Origin of the sequence: Burkholderia sp. MSMB1459WGS (assembly GCF_001534535.1) — a bacterium.
Taxonomy (GTDB): domain Bacteria; phylum Pseudomonadota; class Gammaproteobacteria; order Burkholderiales; family Burkholderiaceae; genus Burkholderia.
Genome location: NZ_LPMU01000039.1, coordinates 24,449 through 45,066 on the forward strand (window position 1 = coordinate 24,449; position 20,618 = coordinate 45,066).

At 69.0% G+C, this 20,618-nt stretch carries 15 protein-coding genes; 12 read left to right on the forward strand and 3 right to left on the reverse strand.

The window, feature by feature from the left end:
• Positions 1–65 precede the first annotated feature (65 nt).
• The gene (locus tag WT97_RS16075) at positions 66–2,096 is read right to left on the reverse strand and encodes a sigma-54-dependent Fis family transcriptional regulator (RefSeq protein ID WP_060353786.1); all 2,031 of its coding nucleotides are present in this window, start codon (positions 2,094–2,096) and stop codon (positions 66–68) included.
• 307 nt (positions 2,097–2,403) lie between these two features.
• Between WT97_RS16075 and WT97_RS16080 the strand changes: the two genes are divergently transcribed.
• Positions 2,404–3,420 carry an alpha/beta fold hydrolase gene (locus tag WT97_RS16080; protein ID WP_060353787.1) on the forward strand — a complete coding sequence of 339 codons (1,017 nt, stop codon included), beginning with the start codon at positions 2,404–2,406 and terminating at the stop codon, positions 3,418–3,420.
• Between the two features lie 54 nt (positions 3,421–3,474).
• On the opposite strand, the gene WT97_RS16085 is transcribed toward WT97_RS16080, so the two are convergent.
• Positions 3,475–5,805: a TonB-dependent receptor gene (locus tag WT97_RS16085; protein ID WP_060353788.1), complete on the reverse strand. Its 2,331-nt coding sequence runs from the start codon at positions 5,803–5,805 to the stop codon at positions 3,475–3,477.
• Between the two features lie 431 nt (positions 5,806–6,236).
• On the opposite strand from WT97_RS16085, the gene WT97_RS16090 reads away from it, so the two are divergent.
• The 7 genes from WT97_RS16090 to WT97_RS16120 all read left to right on the forward strand — a co-directional run bounded on the left by WT97_RS16090 (position 6,237) and on the right by WT97_RS16120 (position 15,676).
• On the forward strand, positions 6,237–7,958 hold the full coding sequence (locus tag WT97_RS16090; protein WP_059502749.1) for a methanol/ethanol family PQQ-dependent dehydrogenase: 1,722 nt from the start codon (positions 6,237–6,239) through the stop codon (positions 7,956–7,958).
• 91 nt (positions 7,959–8,049) lie between these two features.
• Positions 8,050–9,255, forward strand: a complete 1,206-nt coding sequence (locus tag WT97_RS16095) for a c-type cytochrome (RefSeq protein WP_060353789.1) — start codon at positions 8,050–8,052, stop codon at positions 9,253–9,255.
• 96 nt (positions 9,256–9,351) lie between these two features.
• On the forward strand, positions 9,352–9,666 hold the full coding sequence (locus WT97_RS16100) for a high-potential iron-sulfur protein (protein WP_060353790.1): 315 nt from the start codon (positions 9,352–9,354) through the stop codon (positions 9,664–9,666).
• A gap of 145 nt (positions 9,667–9,811) precedes the next feature.
• Complete coding sequence (locus WT97_RS16105) at positions 9,812–10,882, forward strand: porin (protein WP_059502212.1); 1,071 nt, start codon at positions 9,812–9,814, stop codon at positions 10,880–10,882.
• Positions 10,883–11,120: 238 nt separating this feature from the next.
• Entirely contained in the window at positions 11,121–12,527 is a 1,407-nt protein-coding gene (locus WT97_RS16110) for a methyl-accepting chemotaxis protein (RefSeq protein WP_060353791.1), read from the forward strand.
• 669 nt (positions 12,528–13,196) lie between these two features.
• A complete protein-coding gene (locus WT97_RS16115; protein WP_060353792.1) occupies positions 13,197–15,176 on the forward strand; it encodes a Xaa-Pro dipeptidyl-peptidase in 1,980 nt (659 codons plus the stop codon).
• Between the two features lie 131 nt (positions 15,177–15,307).
• Positions 15,308–15,676, forward strand: coding sequence for an NUDIX domain-containing protein (locus tag WT97_RS16120; protein WP_060353793.1), 369 nt, complete (start codon positions 15,308–15,310; stop codon positions 15,674–15,676).
• Positions 15,677–15,697: 21 nt separating this feature from the next.
• Here WT97_RS16120 and WT97_RS16125 read toward each other — a convergent pair whose 3' ends face one another.
• Positions 15,698–16,627 carry a 2-hydroxyacid dehydrogenase gene (locus WT97_RS16125; RefSeq protein ID WP_060353794.1) on the reverse strand — a complete coding sequence of 310 codons (930 nt, stop codon included), beginning with the start codon at positions 16,625–16,627 and terminating at the stop codon, positions 15,698–15,700.
• 166 nt (positions 16,628–16,793) lie between these two features.
• Between WT97_RS16125 and WT97_RS16130 the strand changes: the two genes are divergently transcribed.
• From WT97_RS16130 to WT97_RS16145, 4 genes are read left to right on the forward strand one after another with little or no spacing between them, the layout of a single operon-like run.
• Positions 16,794–17,717, forward strand: a complete 924-nt coding sequence (locus tag WT97_RS16130; protein WP_060353795.1) for an ABC transporter substrate-binding protein — start codon at positions 16,794–16,796, stop codon at positions 17,715–17,717.
• On the forward strand, positions 17,714–18,892 hold the full coding sequence (locus WT97_RS16135) for an ABC transporter permease (RefSeq protein WP_060353796.1): 1,179 nt from the start codon (positions 17,714–17,716) through the stop codon (positions 18,890–18,892). The genes WT97_RS16130 and WT97_RS16135 overlap by 4 nt, the downstream gene beginning before the upstream one ends.
• Positions 18,889–19,836 (forward strand): ABC transporter ATP-binding protein, encoded by a 948-nt coding sequence (locus WT97_RS16140; protein ID WP_059502198.1) that lies wholly within the window; start codon positions 18,889–18,891, stop codon positions 19,834–19,836. Before WT97_RS16135 ends, WT97_RS16140 begins: the two co-directional genes overlap by 4 nt.
• Complete coding sequence (locus WT97_RS16145; RefSeq protein ID WP_059790016.1) at positions 19,833–20,600, forward strand: ABC transporter permease; 768 nt, start codon at positions 19,833–19,835, stop codon at positions 20,598–20,600. Before WT97_RS16140 ends, WT97_RS16145 begins: the two co-directional genes overlap by 4 nt.
• The last annotated feature ends 18 nt before the right edge of the window (positions 20,601–20,618 follow it).

Here is a 20,618-nt window from a genome sequence, read left to right on the forward strand (position 1 = left end):
GAACACCGGTGTTGCAACTTGACACACCGGCTGTGACAGGTCGCGCACCGTGCGACGGCCGCGCGTCAGTCGCCGTCGGATGGATGGCGCCCCGCGTCGGCGGCCGGCATCTTCCGGTAGATCGTGTTGCGCGAGACGCCGAGCGCGCGCGCCGCGGCGGATACGTTGCCGCCATGACGCGCGAGCGCGGCGGCGATCGCGGACGCGGCGACATCCTGGAGACGCGCGTCGGCGGGCAGCGACGCGTCCGCGATGCGGGCCCCGCCGCCCGCCGCGGCGAGCGCATCGGGCGTGGTCTGCACGGCCTGCGCGTCGGCGCGCCGCAGGTCGTCGAAGAAGTCGTCCGGCAGGTGCTCGCGCCGGATTTCGCCGTCGTCGTCGACCATGGCCGCCGCCGTGCGCAGCAGGTTGCCGAGCTGGCGGAAATTGCCCGGCCACGTGCAGCGCACGAACAGCGCCATCACGTCCGGCGCGACGGACAACGGCGGCCGGCCGGGGCCCGCGAACGCCTCGCGTTGCAGCATTTTCTGCACGACGACCGCGAGATCCGTGCGGTCGCGCAACGGCGGCAGGCGCACCACGAGGCCGTTGAGCCGGTAGTACAGATCCTCGCGAAAGCGGTTCTGCGCGATCATCTCGCGCAAATCGCGGTGGGTCGCGCAGATGATCGCGATGTCCACGGCGATCGTCCTCGTCGACCCGAGCGGATTCACGAGGCGCTCCTGCAGCACGCGCAGCAGCCGCACCTGCAGCGGATACGGCATGTCGCCGATCTCGTCGAGGAACAGCGTGCCGCCGTTCGCCTGCAGCAGCTTGCCGATCGCCCCCTTGCGGCGCGCACCGGTGAACGCGCCCTCCTCGTAACCGAACAGCTCGGACTCGATCAGCGTCTCCGGAATCGACGCGCAGTTGACCGCGACGAACGGCGCGGCGCGGCGCGGCGAGTCGTTGTGGATCGCCTGCGCGAGCAGTTCCTTGCCGGTGCCGGTCTCGCCGGTGATCAGGATCGGGATGTCCTTGCCGATCACCTTGCGCACCTTCGCGATCACGCACGCGACCTGCGCGTCGCCGGTGTCGAGATAGTGGAGCCGCGACAAGCCGGCCGACGTGCCCGCGGCCGGCGCGGGCACCGCGTTCGAGTGTGCGGCCGGCGCCCCCGCGTCGTGGACGTCGGTCGGCCGGCTGCCTTCGGCGAGCGTCGCGCGGCGAAAGTGCACGCGCGCGCAGACCACCGCGCCGTTACCGAGATTCAGCATCAGGTGCCGGTCGGTGCTCGCGCGCATGCGGTCGATCAGTTGCGCACTGGTGATGTCGAACAGCGACGACAGCGTGTGCGCGCGCAGCGCGGCGAGCGGCATGCCGAGCTGGAACTGCGCGCTGCGATTGGCCGACAGGAAGCGGCCGTCCGCGGTGAACGCGACGATCCCCTCCATCAGCGTGCCGAGGAACTCGGGGCGGCCATGGAACGACACCTGCAGCGTTTCCTGGAAGGTTGTCGTAAACAGGTGATTCTCGATCATCTGCACCGACATCTTCGCAAGCGCCATCGTGTGCTGGTGATAGCTGCGGTGATCGCCCGTCACGTCGAGCACCCCGATCGCGTCGCCGTACGGATCGAGGATCGGCACGCTCGAACAGGTCAGGAAGCGGTTCGCGGCCAGGAAGTGCTGGTCGCCGTGGACGACCATCGGGCACAGCTCGGCCAGCGCCGTGCCGATCGCGTTGGTGCCCTGCCGGTTCTCCGCCCAGTTCGCGCCCGGGCGCAGCGCGACTTTCTCCGCGCGGCGCAGGAAATCGTCGTCGCCGATCGAATGCAGGATCAGGCCTTCCGCATCGGTCAGCACGATCATGCTCTGCGTGTTGACGATCTGCTCGTGCAGCGTCTCCATCACCGGCATCGCGTGCACGCACAGCACGCGGTTCTGCTCGCGCTTGAGCACCAGCGCCGAGTTCGACAGCACGTCGTAGTCGGGCCGTGCCGACACCCGCAGGCCGAACGTCTCCGAGCGCTCATGGGCCTTCTGGATCGATGGTGCGGGCCAGCCAGCGGGATGCGCGGCCCGTGACCCGGCCGCCTGCTCTACGTCGTCGCGCATTGTCTCCTCCGGGGGATCCTTCCGGTCAACTGCCGGATGCTTTGCCGTCATTGCAAGCAAGCATCGGGCCACGCCGGCACCCGGATACGAATTGAAAGCACGATGTAATGAATCGTCCGGGTGTGGCGGCGTCGTGTCGCGCGACGGCCAAGGCTTCGTGATACCGCGATTTCCCGACGCGCGGCTACCCGTGCGAATCCGGAGCTTTCCGGCTGGCGCGTTTCTGGCTTCATCGCAGAACCCATCCGGTCGCCATGCCCAGCCGAGCGACGGTTGCCTCTTCCCATTCCGCCCGGACCCTATCGACATGACACGTCGCCCGATTCGATCCACGCCGTCGCCCGCGCCGCGGGCCTTGCCCGACACGCCAGCGTCGCCGACCGCGCCCGTGCGCCGCCGCCTGCACCGCGACGCGCAATCGATCGCATTCGCCGTGGCCGGCGCCGCGCACGGCCATCCGGTCGTCGTGCTGCACGGCGGGCCCGGCAGCGGCAGCCAGGCCGGCATCCTGCGGCTGTTCGATCTCACCTGCATGCGCGTCGTGCTCGTCGACCAGCGCGGTGCGGGCGCATCCGCTCCACGCGGCGGCACGCGCCACAACAACACCGCGCAGTTGATCGCGGATCTGGAGGCGGTGCGCGAGCAGCTCGGCATTGCACGCTGGGGCGTCGTCGGCGGATCGTGGGGCGCCGCGCTCGCACTCGCGTATGCCGGCACGCATCCGGAGCGGGTGACGGGCGTCGTGCTGCGCGGCCTGTTCCTGACGTCGCCACGCGAAGTCCGCGGACTCTTCACGACTTCCCGTTCGCGTGCGCCGCGCGAATGGCGACGCCTGCATGCAGCGGCCGGCGGCGGCCGGCCGGATCGCCTGCTGTCGCGCTGCGCGCAGCGGCTGCGCCACGGCGCGGGCGCGGCCCGCCAGCGCGCCGTGGCGCTCGCGTGGCGCGCGTACGAAAACGCCGTCCTCGGATCGGCGCGCACGCGCCGCTCGCCCGTGCACGCGATCCATTCGGACAAGACCGTCGGCCGGCTGATCGACAAATACCGGATCCAGGCGCACTACCTGCAACACGATTGCTGGCTCGGCGAGCGCCGCGTGCTCGCGCTCGCGCGACGGGCCGCGCAAGCCCGCGTGCCGTTGTTCGCCGCGCACGGGATGGACGATCCCGTTTGCCCGGTCGACAATGTCGAGCGACTCGCGCGAGCCGCTCCCGACGCGAAGATCGAACGCGTGAAGGCCGGGCATCTGGCAAGCGAGCCCGCGTTGGCGCGCAGCGTCGCACGCGCCGTGCATGCGATGTTCGCGACAACGCCGTTCGCGTGACGACTCCGCGCCCATTCGCGTCGTGACGCGATCACGCACGCGGCCGCGCGCCGCTCAATCCCACGCATAGCGCACGCCGACCCACGCGCCGCGCGGCGCGCCCGGCCCGACGAACTGCTCGTTCACCGGATGGGCGCCGTCGAACGTGTGGTTCGGCCCGTTGAAGAAATTCTGGCCGAGCGCGCCGAAGCTTGCGTAGTGCTTGTCGAACAGGTTCGTCACGCTCGCGAACACCTCGACCCGCTTCGTGACCCGGTAACGCATGTCGAGATCGACCAGCACGTAGCCCGCGATCCGGCCGTTCGCGTCGGCGTTGTTCTCGTCGCCGCGCGCGTACACGTCGCTGCGCCAGGTGACGTTCGCGCCGATGTCCCACGCGCGCGTCGCCGCATAGTCGAGCCGCAGCTTCACCGTATGCGCGGGAATGCCGGGCACGCGGTCGCCCGGCTTGACCGTCACGTTGCCGTTCGCGTCGGCCGCCGAATTCGCGGGGCTGTGTTCGGTCCACGACGATCGGTAGGTCGCATCGACATGGCTGTACGACAGCCCGACATCGAGCGGACCGAGCCGCGTGCGGCCGGCGAGCTCGATACCCTGCCGCCGCGTGTCGCCGACGTTGCGGAAATAGCCCTGCGCGCTGGCCGGGCTGCTGATGAATTGAATGTCGTCGGTCAGCGTCGTGCGGTAGGCGGCGGCGCTCCAGGTCGTCGCCGCGCCGATGCGGCCGCGCACGCCGGCTTCGAACGTCTTCGAGATCACGGGCTTGAGCGCCGGGTCGGCGATGAAGTCGTTCGGCAGCGAACACGGTGCGGCCGGGTCCGCGCAGGCGAGCTCGATCGCGGTCGGCGAACGCATGCCTTCGTTGTAGGCCGCATACGCGGTGAAGCCCGCGACCGGGTTCCAGTTGAGCCCGACGGCCGGGTTGAAGCGCGAGAACACATGGTTGCCGTCGAGCAGCGGCTGCACGCCGCTCTCGTCGCCGATCCGCGCCTTCGACCAGTCGTAGCGGCCCGACAGCGTCAGCGTCCAGTGCGGCGTCAGCGACAGCGCATCGCTCAGGTATGCGCCGACATTCGCGTTGCGCGTCTTCGCGCTGGTCTGCCGGACGAAATCGCCGCTGCAGATCGCCGCGCGCGCGTCGGTGAAAGACGCCTCCTGCGACGACGCGACGTAGCTCGAGTTCGCGATATCGGCCGACACGCCCGCGACCAGTTGATTCTCCATCCCGTCGAGCTTGCCGAGCAGCGTGAGCTGCACGCTGCCGCCGTAGCTGTCGGTGACGATCGTCGATTGCGCGTTGCGGCCCTGCACCGTGTCGACCGTACCGTCGTCGTCCACCGATCCGTAGTCCGTATTGTTGTTGCTGCTCGTGTTGGCATTGCGCAGGTGCCGGTAGTACGCATTGCCGCTCAACTCGACGTGCTCGCCGAAAAAGCGGTCGCCCGACAGCGTCAGGTAGCCGGCGCCGTTGCGGTTGCGGTCCGGATACGTATACGCCTGCTTCGGGTTGCCGAGGAACGAGCGCGGGATCGTCTGGGTGCCGGACAGCGTGTTGTCCGCGCCGCCTGCGGCGATCGACAGCGTCGTGTCCGCATCGGTGTAGCGCAGCTTGCCGAACGCCTGCCTCACGCGGCTCGCGTTGCGGTCGGCCCAGCCGCCGTCGTTCGCGACGTTCGCGCTCGCGTAGTAATCGAGGTTCGGGCCGATCGTCCCGCCCTGCTCGATACCCGCGGTCTTGCGGCCCCACGCGCCGCCCGACACCTCCGCTTCGCCGCCCGGGTTCGACCGGCCGTTCTTCGTCGTGATCGCGAGCGCACCGCCGAGCGTATTGCGCCCGTACACCGGGTTTGAGCCCGGAATCAGCTGCACGCGGTCGATCGCCTGCATGGGCAGGATGTCCCAGTTCACGACGTCGCCGAACGGCTCGTTCACGCGCACGCCGTCGACGAACACCGACAAGCCCTGCGGCGTGCCGAGCAGCGGCGACGCGGCGAAGCCGCGATAGTTGACGTCCGTCTGGTACGGGTTGCCCTGCGCGTCCGAGATCGTCACGCTCTGCAGGTTCGCGGCGAAGAAATCGGCGAGCGTCGCACGGTGCTGCACGTCGAGCTCGGCCGCCCGCACCGTCTGCACGTTCGCCGGCACCTTCGACAGCGGCGTGCCGATCCCGAGCAGCGGCGTCGTGCCGACGACGACCACCGCGGGCAGCACGACGGTCGAGGCGGGCAGCGCGGCCGCGGCGCCCTCCGCCTGCTGCTGCGCGCGCACGCCACCGGGCGGCAGGCCGCACAGCGCCAGCGCGCCGAGGGTCGTGCCGACGCATCGCACACGCCGGCCACGCCGCGTCGCGACGTCGCGCCCGGCTGCCTTTGGCCTCCTGATCATTTCCGTTGTCTCCGCACTTGCATTGCGCCGGCCCGTGCGATGCACCGCGCGGCGACGGGTGTCGCGAAGCCGGCGTGCGAGAACCGTGCCAGCCCCCGAGCAAGAGCGGCGCGCACTGCCCCGCCCATCGCGTCGGACCGGCATGCGCGCGACCGACGGCCCGCTGTTCCGCGGACTGCGCCACCTGTCATGTTTGGCAACACTTCACGCGCGACGGTGTCCCTGAATGCAACACCTTCGTCGAGCCGATGGCGCGCTGCGTCGTGCGACGCATCGCCTGCGATGCGCCGGTACGCCGCGCCACACCGGCTTCCGGCCGCGATGGCATGCGACTTGCGTGACGGGCAGTGCACTCGGCCCGGAACCCCAACCGTGCCGGCGCGACGAATCGTTCGCGGCGCGGTGCGACCACAATGACCCAGGAGACAACCATGAAGAAACTCTCGGCTTCAGCGAGCCGGCTGGCGACGATCGGAATCGCGGTGGCGGCCGCCGTCGCGCTGAACCCCGGCCTCGTCGAAGCGGCCGCGGACTACCCTGCCGTGACCTACCAGCGCCTGACCGATGCACACGGCGACCCGGGCTGGCTGACTTACTACCGCACCTACGACGGCCGCTCGCATTCGCCGCTCAAGCAGATCGACACGTCGAACGCGAAGGATCTCAAGCAGGTGTGGGCGTACAAATTCCCCGCCGACCTGAAGCAAGGCTTCGAGGCCACGCCGATCGTCAACGGCAACTACCTGTTCGTGACGACGCCGAAGGACAACGTCTACGCGTTCGATGCGAAGACCGGCAAGCAGTTGTGGAAATACGAGCCGAAGCTCGGCGCCGCATCGTTCAAGACCGCGTGCTGCGACGTCGTCAACCGTGGCGTCGCGCTGTACGGCAAGAACGTCTACATCGCGATGCTGAACGGCGAAATCGCGGCGCTCGACGCGCAGAGCGGCAATCTCGTGTGGAAGAAGCAGATGTTCGAGCCGGGCCTCGGCTACGCGTTCTCGCTCGCACCGCTCGCGATCGACGGCGCGATCGTCGTCGGCACGTCCGGCGGCGAATACGGCATTCGCGGCTACATCGCCGCGCTGAATCCGGAGGACGGCTCGCAGATCTGGAAACGCTACACGATCCCCGCCGCCGGCGAAAAGGGCGCGGAAACCTGGCCCGACGGCATGCAAAGCCATGGCGGCGGCGCAGCGTGGCTCACCGGCACGTACGACGCCGCGTCGCGCACGCTGTACTGGGGCGTCGGCAACCCGGGCCCATGGCTCGCGGCGCTGCGTCCCGGCGACAACCTGTATTCCGACTCGCTGCTCGCGCTCGATGCGAAGAGCGGCAACCTGAAGTGGCATTACCAGTACACGAACAACGACACGTGGGACTACGACGGCGTGAACGCGGCCGTCCTCGCGGACATCAAGTACAAGGGCAAGGACTACGACGCGATCATCCACGCCGACCGCAACGGCTTCTTCCACGCGATCGACCGCACGACCGGCAAGCTGATCTACGCGACGCCGTTCGTGAAGGCGTTGTCGGTCACCGGCTACACGGCCGACGGCAAGCCGATCCAGGACGCATCGAAGTTCCCGAAGGCCGGCACGACGATCGAAACGTGCCCGAGCTTCCTCGGCGGCAAGAACTGGTGGTCGATCTCGTACGACCAGGAACGCAACATCGCGGTCGTACCCGCGCTGCATGCGTGCATGAGCCTGACCGGCAAATCGGTCAGCTACATGGAAGGCCTGCCGTATCTCGGCGAAGGCTTCGAGATCAAGCCCGAGCCGGGCAGCGAAGGCTACGGCGAACTGACGGCCATCGACGTGAACACCGGCAAGAAGCTGTGGAGTCACTGGACGAAGAAGCCGTGGAACGGCGGCGTCGCGACCACGGCGAGCGGCCTCGCGTTCAGCGGCTCGCTCGACGGCCACCTGTACGCGTTCGACACGGCGACCGGCAAGGTGCTGTGGGAAAGCCCGCAACTGGCGAGCGGCATCATTTCGCAGCCGTCGGTGTACGAGGTCGACGGCAAGGAGTATGTCGCCGTGCTCGCCGGCTACGGCGGCGCAAACCCGATCTGGGGCGGCCCGATGGCCGACATCGCGAAGGACGTTCCGCGCGGCGGCACGCTCTACGTGTTCGCGCTCAACTGAACCGGCGCCACGCCCGAATCGCGCCCGAGTCGCGCCCGCATGCGCCCGATGCGGGCGCGACGCCCCATCCGCTTCAACCGGACCCACGACCATGAATACTCGCCTCACTTCCGTTACCGTCGCCAGTCTGCTCGCCGTGGGCGTGGCGCTGACACCGGCAGCCGCGTCAGCCGGCGTGCGCGTCTGCACGTTGCCCGGCAGCCCCACCACGGCGCTCGACCGCTCGGTTGCGCGCGAGGTGTTCCGCACCGCAGGCATCGCTGCGACCTTCAACACACGCGGCGTCGACGACAACGGCGACGACGACGGCATCTCCGCCAGCGAGCTGACGAAATCGCTCGAACGCGACTGCGACGTGATCGCGGGTTTCCCGCGTTCGGCGATCGCCGATGCGTCGGGATCGAAAATGACGTTCTCGCAAGGCTATCTGCGCTCCGGCTACGTCAGCGTGTCGCTGCGCGACGCGCAAGCGCCGACCGGCGCGAAGGAAACGATCGCGGCCACGTACGGCAGCCCGTCGCAACTGATCGCCGCGCAGCAGGCGAACGCCCGCTTCGACCTCGAAAACACGAGCGAAAAGACGATCGGCGCGCTCGCCACGGGTCGCGCGCAGCGCGCGATCGTCTGGTATCCGAGCGTCGTCGCCTACGAGCGTGCGCATCCGCGACAACGGTTCAAGGTAGCGGCGACATCGTCGCCGTACTCGGACTGGCAACTGTCGTTCGCGTTCGGGCCGGGCAAGGACGCGCTGCAACGGCGCATCGACGCCACGCTGTCGCGGATGAGCGGCAACGGCCGTCTCGCGTCGCTCACGCGCGGCTGGACGCTTCCCGACGACATCGCGCAAGCCGCCGCCACGCCCGTGCCCGCGCGGTTTCTCGACGGTGCGATCGCGGCCGCTCGGCGGCCGGCAAAAAGCGGCTTCATCAAGGTTTCGACGAGCGAAGGCAGTGGCGTCCCGTCGTTCGACCAGGCGCAGGTGCAACACGGCAAGAAGCTCTATACCGATGCATGCGCGAAATGCCACGGCGACCAGCTCGAGGGCAATACCGCACCCGCGCTGAGCGGGGAATCGTTCGCGCCCGAGGGCAAGTCGCACATCACGGTCGGCGGCATCTTCCTGTACATGTCGAGCAACATGCCGGCCGATCGCCCCGGCAAGATGACTGCCCAGGAATACGAGGACCTGATGGCGTTCCTGCTGTACTCGAACGGCTACGACGCGTCGAAGACCAAGCTGACCGCCGATATCGCCAACGCGTCGAAGGCGCCGCTCGTCGCCGGCCCGCGCAAATAACTTCCCGCCCGCTTTCGTTTCGGTCGACCTTCGTGCCCGGCAGCATGCCCGGCGCGCGGGTCGGACTTTTCTCGTCATTTCATTCAGGAATACATCATGATCTCCCGACATCGCAGAACCTTCTTCGTACAGGCCGCCGGCCTGTGCGCCGCGCTCGCGGCCGGCACGCGCGCATTCGCAGCCGCACCGCCCGTCGACGAGAACGACGCCGCAGCGAAGACGCTCGGCTACCGCGCAAAGGCCACGGCCGTCGATGCCGGCAAGTTCCCGAAGTATCAGGCCGGACAGACCTGTTCGAACTGCCGCTTCTACAAGGCCGCCGCGGGCGAATCCTTCGGTACTTGCCCGATGTTCGCGGGCAAGACGGTTGCCGCCGAAGGCTGGTGCAACGTCTATGCCAAGCTCGCCTGAGGCCGGGCCCGCGCGCGACGGCGCGTCGCGGCGCGGCGCCGTGCGTTCCCCGACGGCACGGCATGCAGGCGGCTCGCATCGCTTTCGCCATCTAATTTTTAATTAGTCGTACGTATTAGAACATTCACAAAAACGGAGACACACGATGAAGAGCAGGACATGGACGATTTGCGCGGCGCTGCTCGGCGCGGCGGCAAGCCCGAACGGTTTCGCGCAGAGCAGCGTCACGCTGTACGGCGATCTCGACGCCGCATTGCTCTATACGAACCGATCGCTCGATTCGGCAACCGGCGGCAACGCCGGCCGCCAGTTCGCGCTGACCGACACGGGCATGACGCCGACCAACTTCGGCATCGCGGGCACCGAGGATCTCGGCGGCGGGCTGCACGCGAGATTCAAGCTGGAAAGCGGCTTCAACGTCACGGACGGCGCGTTCGGCCATTCGAACGGCAACTTCTTCGGCCGCCAGGCGTGGGTCGGAATCGACGGCGGCTTCGGCGAAACGAAGGTCGGCCTGCAGTTCTCGCCGTTCGTGCTTGCGATACTCGGATCGGATCCGCGCAACGTCTCGCACTTCGGCGCCGCGCTGGTGCCGTATGTCGACAACGTGCTCGTCACGGGCCTGTTCAACCCGAACGCGATTTCGTACACGAGCCCCACGATCGCCGGGCTGACGGCCAGCGCGATGTTCGGTTTCGGCGGCAAGGCCGGAGACTTCCAGGCGGGACGCCAGTATTCCGGCAGCCTCACCTATACGAACGGCGGCTTCATGCTCAACGCGGCGCTCTACGACGGCAACGGCGGCACGTCGCCGACGCCGGTGCCGAGCACGGTCGCGTTCGTCGGCCGCACGATCGGCACCGCCTATACGTTCGGGCCGGTGACCGGCAAGGCGTCGTTCACGAGCTACAAGGTCGCCGGCTCGTTCAGCAACAACGTGTACAGCGCCGGCCTCGACTATCGCATCACGCCCGCCCTCGACCTGAACACCGGTGCGTGGTATACGACCGACCGCAACGATTCGCACAATCATTCGCTGCTTGCCGCGATCGGCGCCGACTACAGCCTGTCGAAACGAACGGGCCTGTATGCGCAGGTTGGCGTGGTCAACAACCACGGTGCGATGAATACGGGCCTCGGCATCACGGGCGGCGCGTTGTACGGGTTGCCGGGCACGACGGTCGGCGTCAACGCAGGCATCCATCACGTGTTCTGACGCAGCGCCTGCGCACGGGCGGCCGCCGCGCGCCGCCCGTCCGGCTCCGCACCGCGGGGGCGCCGCCACGGAAACGTGGCGCAAACGCATCCCACCCGGCATCGGTCCGACCATCCAGCATGCCGATCTCGATGTTTACCCGACCTCAAGTCCGCAGCCGTGGGGCCGTCAAGTCAGGAACGCACGCCCAACATTCGCCGGGAAACCGGCGCGCATGCCCTCAAGGAGGCCCACCAACGTGAACTTCTTCGGAATCGGCCGCGGCCGCCGTTCGTCGCGCGCGCTCGTCGGCGACATCGCCGAACAGGCCGGCAGGCTCGGCATCGAGATCTGCGACGTGTCGGGCCACGTCGAGGAAGTCGCGGCCCGCGTCGCCCGGCAGGCGCAGGTGTGCCATACGCTGCGCGAATCGGCCGCGCTCACGCTGCGCGGCAACCACCGGATCGCCGAGGCCGCCCAGCAGGTGCGCGACGTCAGCGCCAATGCGTCGAATGCGGTCCGGCAGTCGCAGCAGACGATCGAGGCATCGCTCGCCGACATTCACGGCCTCGTCGAGGGCGTCACCACGATCGGCGATCAGATGGGCGCGCTGCGCGACGCGCTCGATCACGTGCGGGCCGTGTCCGAGGAAATCTCCGTCATCGCGCGCCAGACCCACCTGCTCGCGCTGAACGCCGCGATCGAGGCCGCACGCGCCGGCGAGTCGGGACGCAGCTTCGCGGTCGTCGCGGCCGAGGTCAAGAACCTGTCCGCGAAGACCGGGCAGGCGACGGCCCAGATCGAGACGACCCTCGCGCGGCTCGCCGAGCAGACCGAACACCTGATCGCGGAAGGCACCGACAACGCCGCCCGCGCGCATCGCGTGCGCGAGGGCACGCGCACGATCGGCGAGGTCGTGCATGCGACCGGCCACGCGATCACCGAGCTTGCAGGAGAAGCCGAACAGATCGCGTCGCTGACGGACGAGATCGAGACGCAGTGCCACCGTCTCGACGAGCAGGTGGGCGAGATGGCGTCCGGCGTCGAGAATTCGGCCGACAACTTCTCGCAGGCCAAGGACCGGCTCGGCAATCTGCTCTCCGTCTCCGAGACGCTGATCGAGCTCACGGCCGCGACCGGCATCGAATCGCCCGACACGCGGCTGATCGACACCGCGCGGCACACGGCCGCCGCGATCGGCAAACTCTTCGAGGAGGCGGTCGGCCGCGGCGATATCGGGCTCGACGCGCTCTTCGATGCGCACTACGAACCGATTCCGGGCACCGACCCGCAGCAGTTCATGACACGCTTCACCGCGTTCACCGATCGCGTGCTGCCCGCCATCCAGGAGCCGGTGCTCGACGTGGACGAACGCATCGTCTATTGCGCGAGCTTCGACCGCCAGTGCTACCTGCCGACCCACAACCGGAAGTTCTCGCTGCCTCAGCGCGCAGACGCCGCCTGGAACGCGGCGAATTGCCGGAACCGCCGGATCTACACGGACCGGACGGCGCGCATGTCCGTCTCGCATAACAAGCCGTTCCTGTTGCAGACCTATCGCCGCGACATGGGCAACGGCCAGTTCGTGCTGATGAAGGACGTATCCGCGCCGATCGTCGTCGGCGGCCGGCCATGGGGTGTCCTGCGGATCGGCTACAGCGTCTGAATCGGCGCGGGGCCGCGCCTACTGCGCCAGCCCTACCCCAGCCGGCGCCCGTCGAGCGCCGCCCGCGCGTGTGCGCGGGCGAAAGACCGGCCGCCTCCGTGACCGGAATCGCCATTGCACTCTCTCTTTTTCAGCCCGCCTTTCCCTGTTTACGGACGGGCTTCGGGAAGTCGGCCCGCCCGCCGCCGCGCAACGAAACTTTGTTTGACTCGAACTAAAAAAGTTTGACACGCGCATTTCACTGAGATAACTTTTGCGCAAGCTTCCGGAAAGCAATCCGGCCAGCGTGCCGACTCGCGTCGCGCTTTCCTGTCGTTGCAGCACCGCCGTTCGCAACATTCCCGCCTCATCGCGTCGTGCCGTTCCGTTTCATCCGAAACCTGAAGGAAGCTCGGGCATGCCCATATTCGATTCGCACTCCTTTATTTACGGCGTTCTCGGCGAACCGCCGCACTGACGATTTCCGTTCGGGGCGACGCGCTCGCCTCGACGCCGGCCGGCTGCGCGTTGCCTGACGCTCGCCGGCGCCGGGCGAGCGTCCCGTACGTCTCGCCCGTCGTTGTTCGATGGTGCAGTTCCGCTTCATCCGACGCAGCACCCGGCCAGGCCGCAGGGGGCGTATCGCGAGCCGGCCGGTTCCAGACAAACACAAGAGACGAGGTCGATTCAATGAACATTCATCGAACCGGAGTGCGGCGCGCATGGCTGCCCGCGCTCGTGGCGGCCGCGACGCTTGCCGCGTGCGGCGGCGACGACGGCGGCGGCGTGGCGGGCGTGTCAGCGCTCGCGCAGGGCCAACGGGAGGGGGCCGCTGCCGCGGCCGATACATCCGATACGCAATCGTTCGCGTCGCACTTTTCGCCGTCCGGCGTTCCTTACGCGAATCCCGCGAGCAACGGGCGCTACAAGCCGGTGATCAGCAACGGCCAGGTGCAGCCGTCGCTGTCCGGCGGCACGATCGAGGAGAACGCGTGGGTCGACACGCCGGTCGACTCCGACGGCGACGGCACGCGCGACCGCATCCACGTGCGCATCGTGCGGCCGTCCGAGACCGCGAACGGCGCGCGCACGCCCGTCATCGTGCTCGCGAGCCCGTATTACGCAGGGCTCGCCGACAGCCCCGACCACGACGTCGACGTCGAACTCGACGGCACGCCGCATCCGGCCGCGGCGGCCGGCGCCGCGGCATCGGCGTCCACCCGCATCCTGGCCGCCGCGCCGCAATCGCGGATGCTGCAGCAGATCGAGGCGGCCGCCGCCGGCCGCTCGTGGATCGAAAGCTACTTCGTGCCGCGCGGCTTCACGATCGTCTATGCGGATTCGCTCGGCACCGCCGGCTCGGACGGCTGCCCGACGATCCTGACGCGCGACGAATCGGTCGCGATGGCGTCGGTGATCCGCTGGCTCGGCCGCGACGCGACCGCGAAGGACGCGAACGGCAAGACGGTCGTCGCGAACTGGTCGACGGGCCACGTCGGCATGTACGGCGTGTCGTACGACGGCACGCTGCCGAAGATGGTCGCGAGCCTGCGCACGCGCGGGCTCGACGCGATCGTGCCGGTGGCCGGGCTGTCGAACATGTACGGCTACTACCGCTCGGGCGGGCTCGTGCGCGCGCCGGAAGGCTACCAGGGCGAGGATGTCGACGTGTACATCAAGGCGCTGCTGACGAACGCGCATCCGGAGCGCTGCACGCACCTGATCGACGAAGCGCTGCAGCAGGAGGACCGCAAGACCGGCGACTATTCGCCGTTCTGGGCCGCGCGCGACATTCCGACCGCGTTCGCGGTCGCACCGGCGCTCGTCGCGCAGGGGCTCACCGACGACAACGTGCGCGTCGACCAGTCGACGTCGTGGTATCTGGCGATGCGACGCCAGGGCGTGCCGACCCAGCTGTGGCTGCATCGCCTGAAACACACCGATCCGACCCGTGTGCCGGCGATGGCCGACGCATGGACCGCGGAGGTGAACCGGTGGTTCACGCGCTACCTGATCGGCTATGACAACGGCGTCGAGCGCGATCCGCGCGCGGTGATCGCGCAAGCGGACGGCACGCTGCTGAAGGAAGCCGACTGGGCCGCACGGCACGCCACGCCGGTCACGTACTTCGCGGGCGGCGACGGCGCCGGCACCGGCACGCTGCTGCGGCTGCCGAGCGGCGGCCCGCTCGCACGCTTCACCGACGATGCGCGCATTCCCGCGCTCACGCTGGCGAACACGCCGACGGGCGAAAACCGCAGCCGCTTCGAGACGGCCCCGCTGACGGCCGCGACGCGCCTCTCCGGCGCCGCGACCGCGCGCGTCAGGCTGACCTTCACGGGTGTCGCGAACGTGACGGCGCTGTTGATCGACCGCGCGCCGGACGGCACGGCGACGATCGTCACGCGTGCGTGGACCGACCCGCGCAACCGTTTGTCCGAGTGGGTGTCGCAACCCGTGCTGCCCGGCATGCCGTACGACCTGAAGCTGACGTTCATGCCGCGCGACTACAAGCTGGAAGCCGGCCACCGGCTGGGGCTCGTCGTCCTCTCCAGCGACTACGAGGCGACGCTGCGGCCGACGCCCGGCACGGGCCTGACGCTCGATCCGGCCGGCACGTCGGTGACGGTGCCGCTCGCGTCGTCGTCGTCCTCGTCGACAGGCGCGTAGCCGTGCGCCGGCTGCCGGCGTAACGACACCGCCTCCCCCGCCTGCATGCGCGTCGATGCGGGCGGGGATTCGCTGCACGAAAGAGGCACCTGCGATAGGCTGCGGAAATCGAATGCCTCCGGTGAGCCCACATGATTCCCATCAGCGCCAAAGCCATCGTCCGAGACGGACGTTCGGTCCTGTTCCTGCGCAACCCTCGCGGCGAGTGGGAGCTGCCTGGCGGCTGGCCCGAGGCCGGCGAATCGCTCGAAGCCGCCGTCGCGCGCGAAGTGCAGGAAGAATGCGGAATCGCCGCATCGGCAATCCGTTACGTGGGCAGCCGTTCGTGCGAGGTTGTGCCGGGCAAGCGCGTACTGATCGTGTGCTTCGCGTGCCAGGTCGAGCGCCGTGAAATCGTGCTGAGCGCCGAGCACGACCGGTTCGGCTGGATCGATCTCGATGCCGACAAGCCAGCGAACCTGCCGGATTTCTACTGGGCATTCTGCAAACAGGCGGACTGACTCGACGCCGCCGCCCGGCGCTTACACCGGCGTCAACACCGGTTGCCCGGCGAAATGCCGCGCCGCGTTGTCGAGAAACTGCCGCACCGAACGATCGAGCGCCTCGGGCGACCAGCCGCCCATGTGCGGCGTCAGCACGACGCTGTCGAGATCCGTCAGCGCACGCGGCGGCTCCGGTTCGCCTTCGTACACGTCGAGCCCCGCCCCCGCGATGCGTCGTTCGCGCAGCGCATCCGCCAAAGCAGCGGTATCGACAACGCTGCCGCGCGACACGTTGACGAGAAAGCCGCCGGGGCCGAGTGCGTCGAGCACGGTGCGATCGATCAGGTGCCGCGTGCCCGCGCCGCCCGGCGTCGCGACGATCAGGAAATCGGCCCACTGCGCGAGTGCGTCGATCCGGTCGAAATAGCGGTACGGCCCCGGCTTCTCCGACCGGTTGTGATAGCCGATCTCCATGTCGAAGCCGGCCGCGCGGCGCGCGCATTTCTCGCCGATCTTGCCGAGCCCGACGATGCCGAGCTTCTTGCCCGACACGTTCGGCGGCATCGACAGCCCGTCGCGCCACACGCCCGCGCGGGTTTTCGCATCGAGTTGCACGACGTTGCGCACCGCCGCGAGCAGCAGCGCGAACGCGTGATCGGCGACGCAGTCGTCGTTGGTGCCGGCGCCCGTGACCACGGTAATGCCGCGCGCCTTCGCGTGCGCGACGTCGATGTGCTCGTAGCCCGCGCCGAGCGCGCTGACGAACGTGAGCCGCGGCAGCCGGTCGATTTCGGCGGCGGTCAACCCCGTGCTGCCGTTGGTCAGCACCGCGCGAATCGTGCTGCCGTGTGCGGCGATCGCGCGTTCGCGCTCGTCGGACGTCGGGGCGTAGTGCACGTCGAACGACGCGGCGATCTCGCGATGCGCGTCGGCGCGCAGCGCGATGAGGACCAGCAGCTCGGGCTTCATGTCAGCAAATGTCCGCAGGCGGGAACGAATTTCAGTGTAACAAGCCCGTATGACGGGTGCGGGTTATCCCCACACCGGCTGTGGGCACGCCGCCGCACGCGGTTTGCCAAAGCCGGCTCAGTCAAGTAACTTTCGGCGTACGCCCCCGTCCTGGAGATTGGCCCCGATGAAGCTCGCCCTGCCCGCCCGGATCCTGGGCCTCGCGTTCGCCGCCGCCATCGCGGCGCCCGGCGCGCACGCCGACACGCCCGTCGTGGTGTCGTCGAAGATCGACACCGAAGGCAACCTGCTCGGCAACCTCATTTCACAGGTGCTGAAGGCCCACGGCATTCCCGTCACCGAAAAGATCGCGCTCGGCACGACGCCGATCGTGCGCAAGGCGCTCACGAGCGGCGAGATCGACATCTACCCCGAATACACGGGCAACGCCGCGTTCTTCTTCAACAAGGCCGACGACCCGTTGTGGAAGAACGCGAGCCAAGGCTACGACACCGCGAAGAAGCTCGACTACGCGGCGAACCATCTCGTGTGGCTCGCACCGGCGCCCGCGAACAACACGTGGGGCGTCGCGCTGCTCGCGCCCGTCGCGCAGTCGCAGCACCTGAAGACCTTCTCCGAGTTCGGCAAGTGGGTGGCCGGCGGCGGCAAGGTGAAGCTCGCGGCGTCGGCCGAATTCGTGAACAGCGCGTCCGCGCTGCCGTCGTTCGAGAAAGCGTACGGCTTCAAGCTGAAGCCCGAGCAGCTCGTCGTGCTGTCCGGCGGCGATACGGCCGCGACGATCAAGGCCGCCGCGAACCAGACCGACGGCGTGAACGCCGCGATGGTCTACGGCACCGACGGCGGTATCGCATCGAGCGGCCTCGCGGTGCTCGACGACGACAAGCACGTGCAGCCCGTCTATGCGCCGGCGCCGGTGATCCGCGAAGCCGCGCTGAAAGCGCATCCGCAAATCGCCGAGTATTTGAAGCCCGTGTTCGCGAGCCTCGACCTGAAGACGCTGCAATCGCTGAACGCGCGCATCCAGCTCAACGGCGAGCCGGCTGCCGGCGTCGCGAAAAGCTATCTGAAATCGAAGGGTTTCGTGAAATGACGGAGGGCGCGGCGGCGTCCGCGCGGCGCGTCACGCTCGACAAGGTCGGCATCCTGATCGGCGTACTGACGATCGTCGCCGTGTTCGGCCTGTCGTTCGCGGTGCTGCGGCCGAACCGGATCGCGGCCGGCACCGGGCTATCGGTGTTCGCCGCGCTGCCCGCGATGCAGGGCGCCGCGCTCGCCGCGCTATGGACCGCCGGCGCGCTGTGGGCGATGACCGCGAGCCGTCCCGCGTGGCGGCTCGCGGCCGGCTGCACGGGGCTCGCGACGCTCGCGTATGCCGTCGGCGCGGCCGCGACGCACGTCGTCGCACCCGACGACATGCTGGCCCGCGTGTCGCCCGACGCCGGCGTCTGGCTGCTGCTGTTCGCGTGGACGGTGCTCATCGCCGACGCGCTCGCACGCCTCGCGTTCGGCCCGTGGCGGCGCCTCGCCGCGCTCGCCGTCGCGATAGCGGCGGTTTCCGTGCCGCTCGCGAGCGGCTGGTGGGACGGCCTCTCCGTGATGCGCGAATACGCGGTGCGCAGCGACGATTTCTGGCGCGAAGCGATCCGTCACGTGTCGCTCGCGGGCGGCTCGGTCGCCGCCGCGCTCGTCGCGGGCGTGCCGCTCGGCATCGCATGCGCGCGCATCGCGACGGTGCGCACCGTCGCGATGCCCGTGCTCAATATCGTGCAGACGATCCCCAGCATCGCGATGTACGGGCTGATGATGGCTCCGCTCGGCCTGCTCGCCGCGCACGTGCCGCTCGCGGCCGCACTCGGCATCCGCGGCATCGGCGTCGCGCCGGCCGCGCTCGCGCTGTTCCTCTACTCGCTGCTGCCGATCGCATCGAGCGTCGTGGTCGGGCTCGGACAGGTGCCGCCGCACGTGACCGAAGCGGCGCGCGCGATGGGCATGACACGCGCGCAGCGGCTGCTGCGCGTCGATCTCGTGCTCGCGCTGCCGGTGATCCTGAGCGGCGTGCGCATCGTGCTCGTGCAAAACATCGGCCTGACTGCGGTTGCCGCGCTGATCGGCGGCGGCGGATTCGGCACGTTCATCTTCCAGGGGATCGGGCAATCGGCCGCCGATCTCGTGCTGCTCGGCGCGATCCCGACGATCGCGCTCGCACTGGCGGCCGCCGTCGTGTTCGAAGCCGCGACGTCGCTCGCGAAGGGGCGTGCAGGATGATCGAGATCGAACGGATCGGCAAACGCTTCGGCGACGTGGTCGCCGTCGACGACGTATCGCTGACGATACAGCGCGGCACGATCACCGCGCTCGTGGGCGCATCGGGCAGCGGCAAGTCGACGCTCTTGCGCATGATCAACCGGCTGATCGCGCCGACCAGCGGCACGATCCGCATCGACGGCGTCGATACGGCGACCGTCGCGCCCGAGCAACTGCGCCGCGGCATCGGCTATGCGATCCAGGGGCACGGGCTGTTTCCGCACTGGAGCGTCGCGCGCAACATCGCGACCGTGCCGCGCCTGCTCGGCTGGCCGGCCGCCCGTATCGACGCGCGCGTAAACGAACTGCTCGACCTGTTCCATCTCGCGCCGGCCGAATTCGCGGGCAAGCTGCCGCACGAACTGTCGGGCGGCCAGCAGCAGCGCGTCGGCGTTGCGCGCGCGCTCGCAGCCGAGCCCGCGATGCTGCTGATGGACGAACCGTTCGGCGCGCTCGATCCGATCATCCGCAACAAGGCGCAGGACGACTTGTTCGCGCTGCAGCGCCGCCTCGGCATCACGGTCGTGATCGTCACGCACGATATCGAGGAAGCGCTGAAGCTCGGCGACACGATCGCGGTGATGGACGGCGGTCGGCTGCTGCAGGTCGCGCCGCCTGCCGAAATTCTCGGCAAGCCGGCAGCGGGTGTCGTCGAGCAGCTCGTCGCGGGCGTCGACCGGCCGCTGCGCCTGCTCGCGCTGACGCCGATCGATGCAGTGGCCGAAGCCGGCCGCGCCGACGGCGAGCCGATCGCGGCGACGCGCACGCTGCGCGATGCGGTGTCCGAATTATTGTGGCGCGGTGTCGATGCACTGCCCGTCGACGATACGGGCAACGGCACCGCACACGGCCCCCGCCGCATCACGCTCGACGCGATCCGCTCGCACGCGAGGCAGCCCGCATGACGACGCGCGGCAACGTACGGCCCAGGCGGTCTTCGCTTCCCGCGTACGTCGCCCGCGCGGCCGCGCTCGCGCTGCTGCTCGTGCTGCTGTTGCGCCCCGCGTGGCTGCACGGCCTGTTCGCGCCGTTCGCGGACAACGGCGCGCCGGTGATCTACGATCGCGCGAGCCTGCTCGATCTCACGCTCGCGCATCTCGGCACGGTCGCGCTGTCGAGCCTGATCGGCACGATCGTCGCAGTCGCGGCCGGCATCGCGGTCACGCGGCGGTTCGGCGCGGATTTCCTGCCGGTCGCGCGCAGCGTCGTCGATATCGGCCAGACCTTCCCGCCGGTCGCCGTGCTCGCGCTTGCCGTGCCGGCAGTCGGCTTCGGATTGAAACCCGTGCTGATCGCGCTCGTGCTGTACGGGCTCCTGCCGATTTTCGAAAGCACGATCGCCGGGCTCGAGGACGTGCCGCGCGACGTCGTCGACGCCGCGCGCGGGATGGGCATGAGCGGCTGGCAGCAACTGGTGTCCGTCGAGCTGCCGCTCGCGTTCCCGGTGATCGTCAACGGCGTCCGCCTTGCGGTCGTGATCAATCTCGGCACCGCGACGATCGGCTCGACGGTCGCCGCGCGCGGGCTCGGCGACGTGATCATCGCGGGCCTGCAGACGTCGAACACCGCGTTCGTGCTGCAAGGCGGCGTGATCGTCGGCTTGCTCGCCGTACTCGTCAGCGACGCGATCGGCGCGATTGCGCGGGTGGCGAGCGCGCGGCGCGCTTAGCATCGGTCACGCAATTTT

Coding starts and splice junctions, on each gene's coding strand:
- WT97_RS16075 (WP_060353786.1), bottom strand. CDS start 2,096: ATGCGCGACGACGTAGAGCAGGCGGCCGGGTCACGGGCCGCGCATCCC.
- WT97_RS16080 (WP_060353787.1), top strand. CDS start 2,404: ATGACACGTCGCCCGATTCGATCCACGCCGTCGCCCGCGCCGCGGGCC.
- WT97_RS16085 (WP_060353788.1), bottom strand. CDS start 5,805: ATGATCAGGAGGCCAAAGGCAGCCGGGCGCGACGTCGCGACGCGGCGT.
- WT97_RS16090 (WP_059502749.1), top strand. CDS start 6,237: ATGAAGAAACTCTCGGCTTCAGCGAGCCGGCTGGCGACGATCGGAATC.
- WT97_RS16095 (WP_060353789.1), top strand. CDS start 8,050: ATGAATACTCGCCTCACTTCCGTTACCGTCGCCAGTCTGCTCGCCGTG.
- WT97_RS16100 (WP_060353790.1), top strand. CDS start 9,352: ATGATCTCCCGACATCGCAGAACCTTCTTCGTACAGGCCGCCGGCCTG.
- WT97_RS16105 (WP_059502212.1), top strand. CDS start 9,812: ATGAAGAGCAGGACATGGACGATTTGCGCGGCGCTGCTCGGCGCGGCG.
- WT97_RS16115 (WP_060353792.1), top strand. CDS start 13,197: ATGAACATTCATCGAACCGGAGTGCGGCGCGCATGGCTGCCCGCGCTC.
- WT97_RS16120 (WP_060353793.1), top strand. CDS start 15,308: ATGATTCCCATCAGCGCCAAAGCCATCGTCCGAGACGGACGTTCGGTC.
- WT97_RS16125 (WP_060353794.1), bottom strand. CDS start 16,627: ATGAAGCCCGAGCTGCTGGTCCTCATCGCGCTGCGCGCCGACGCGCAT.
- WT97_RS16130 (WP_060353795.1), top strand. CDS start 16,794: ATGAAGCTCGCCCTGCCCGCCCGGATCCTGGGCCTCGCGTTCGCCGCC.
- WT97_RS16135 (WP_060353796.1), top strand. CDS start 17,714: ATGACGGAGGGCGCGGCGGCGTCCGCGCGGCGCGTCACGCTCGACAAG.
- WT97_RS16140 (WP_059502198.1), top strand. CDS start 18,889: ATGATCGAGATCGAACGGATCGGCAAACGCTTCGGCGACGTGGTCGCC.
- WT97_RS16145 (WP_059790016.1), top strand. CDS start 19,833: ATGACGACGCGCGGCAACGTACGGCCCAGGCGGTCTTCGCTTCCCGCG.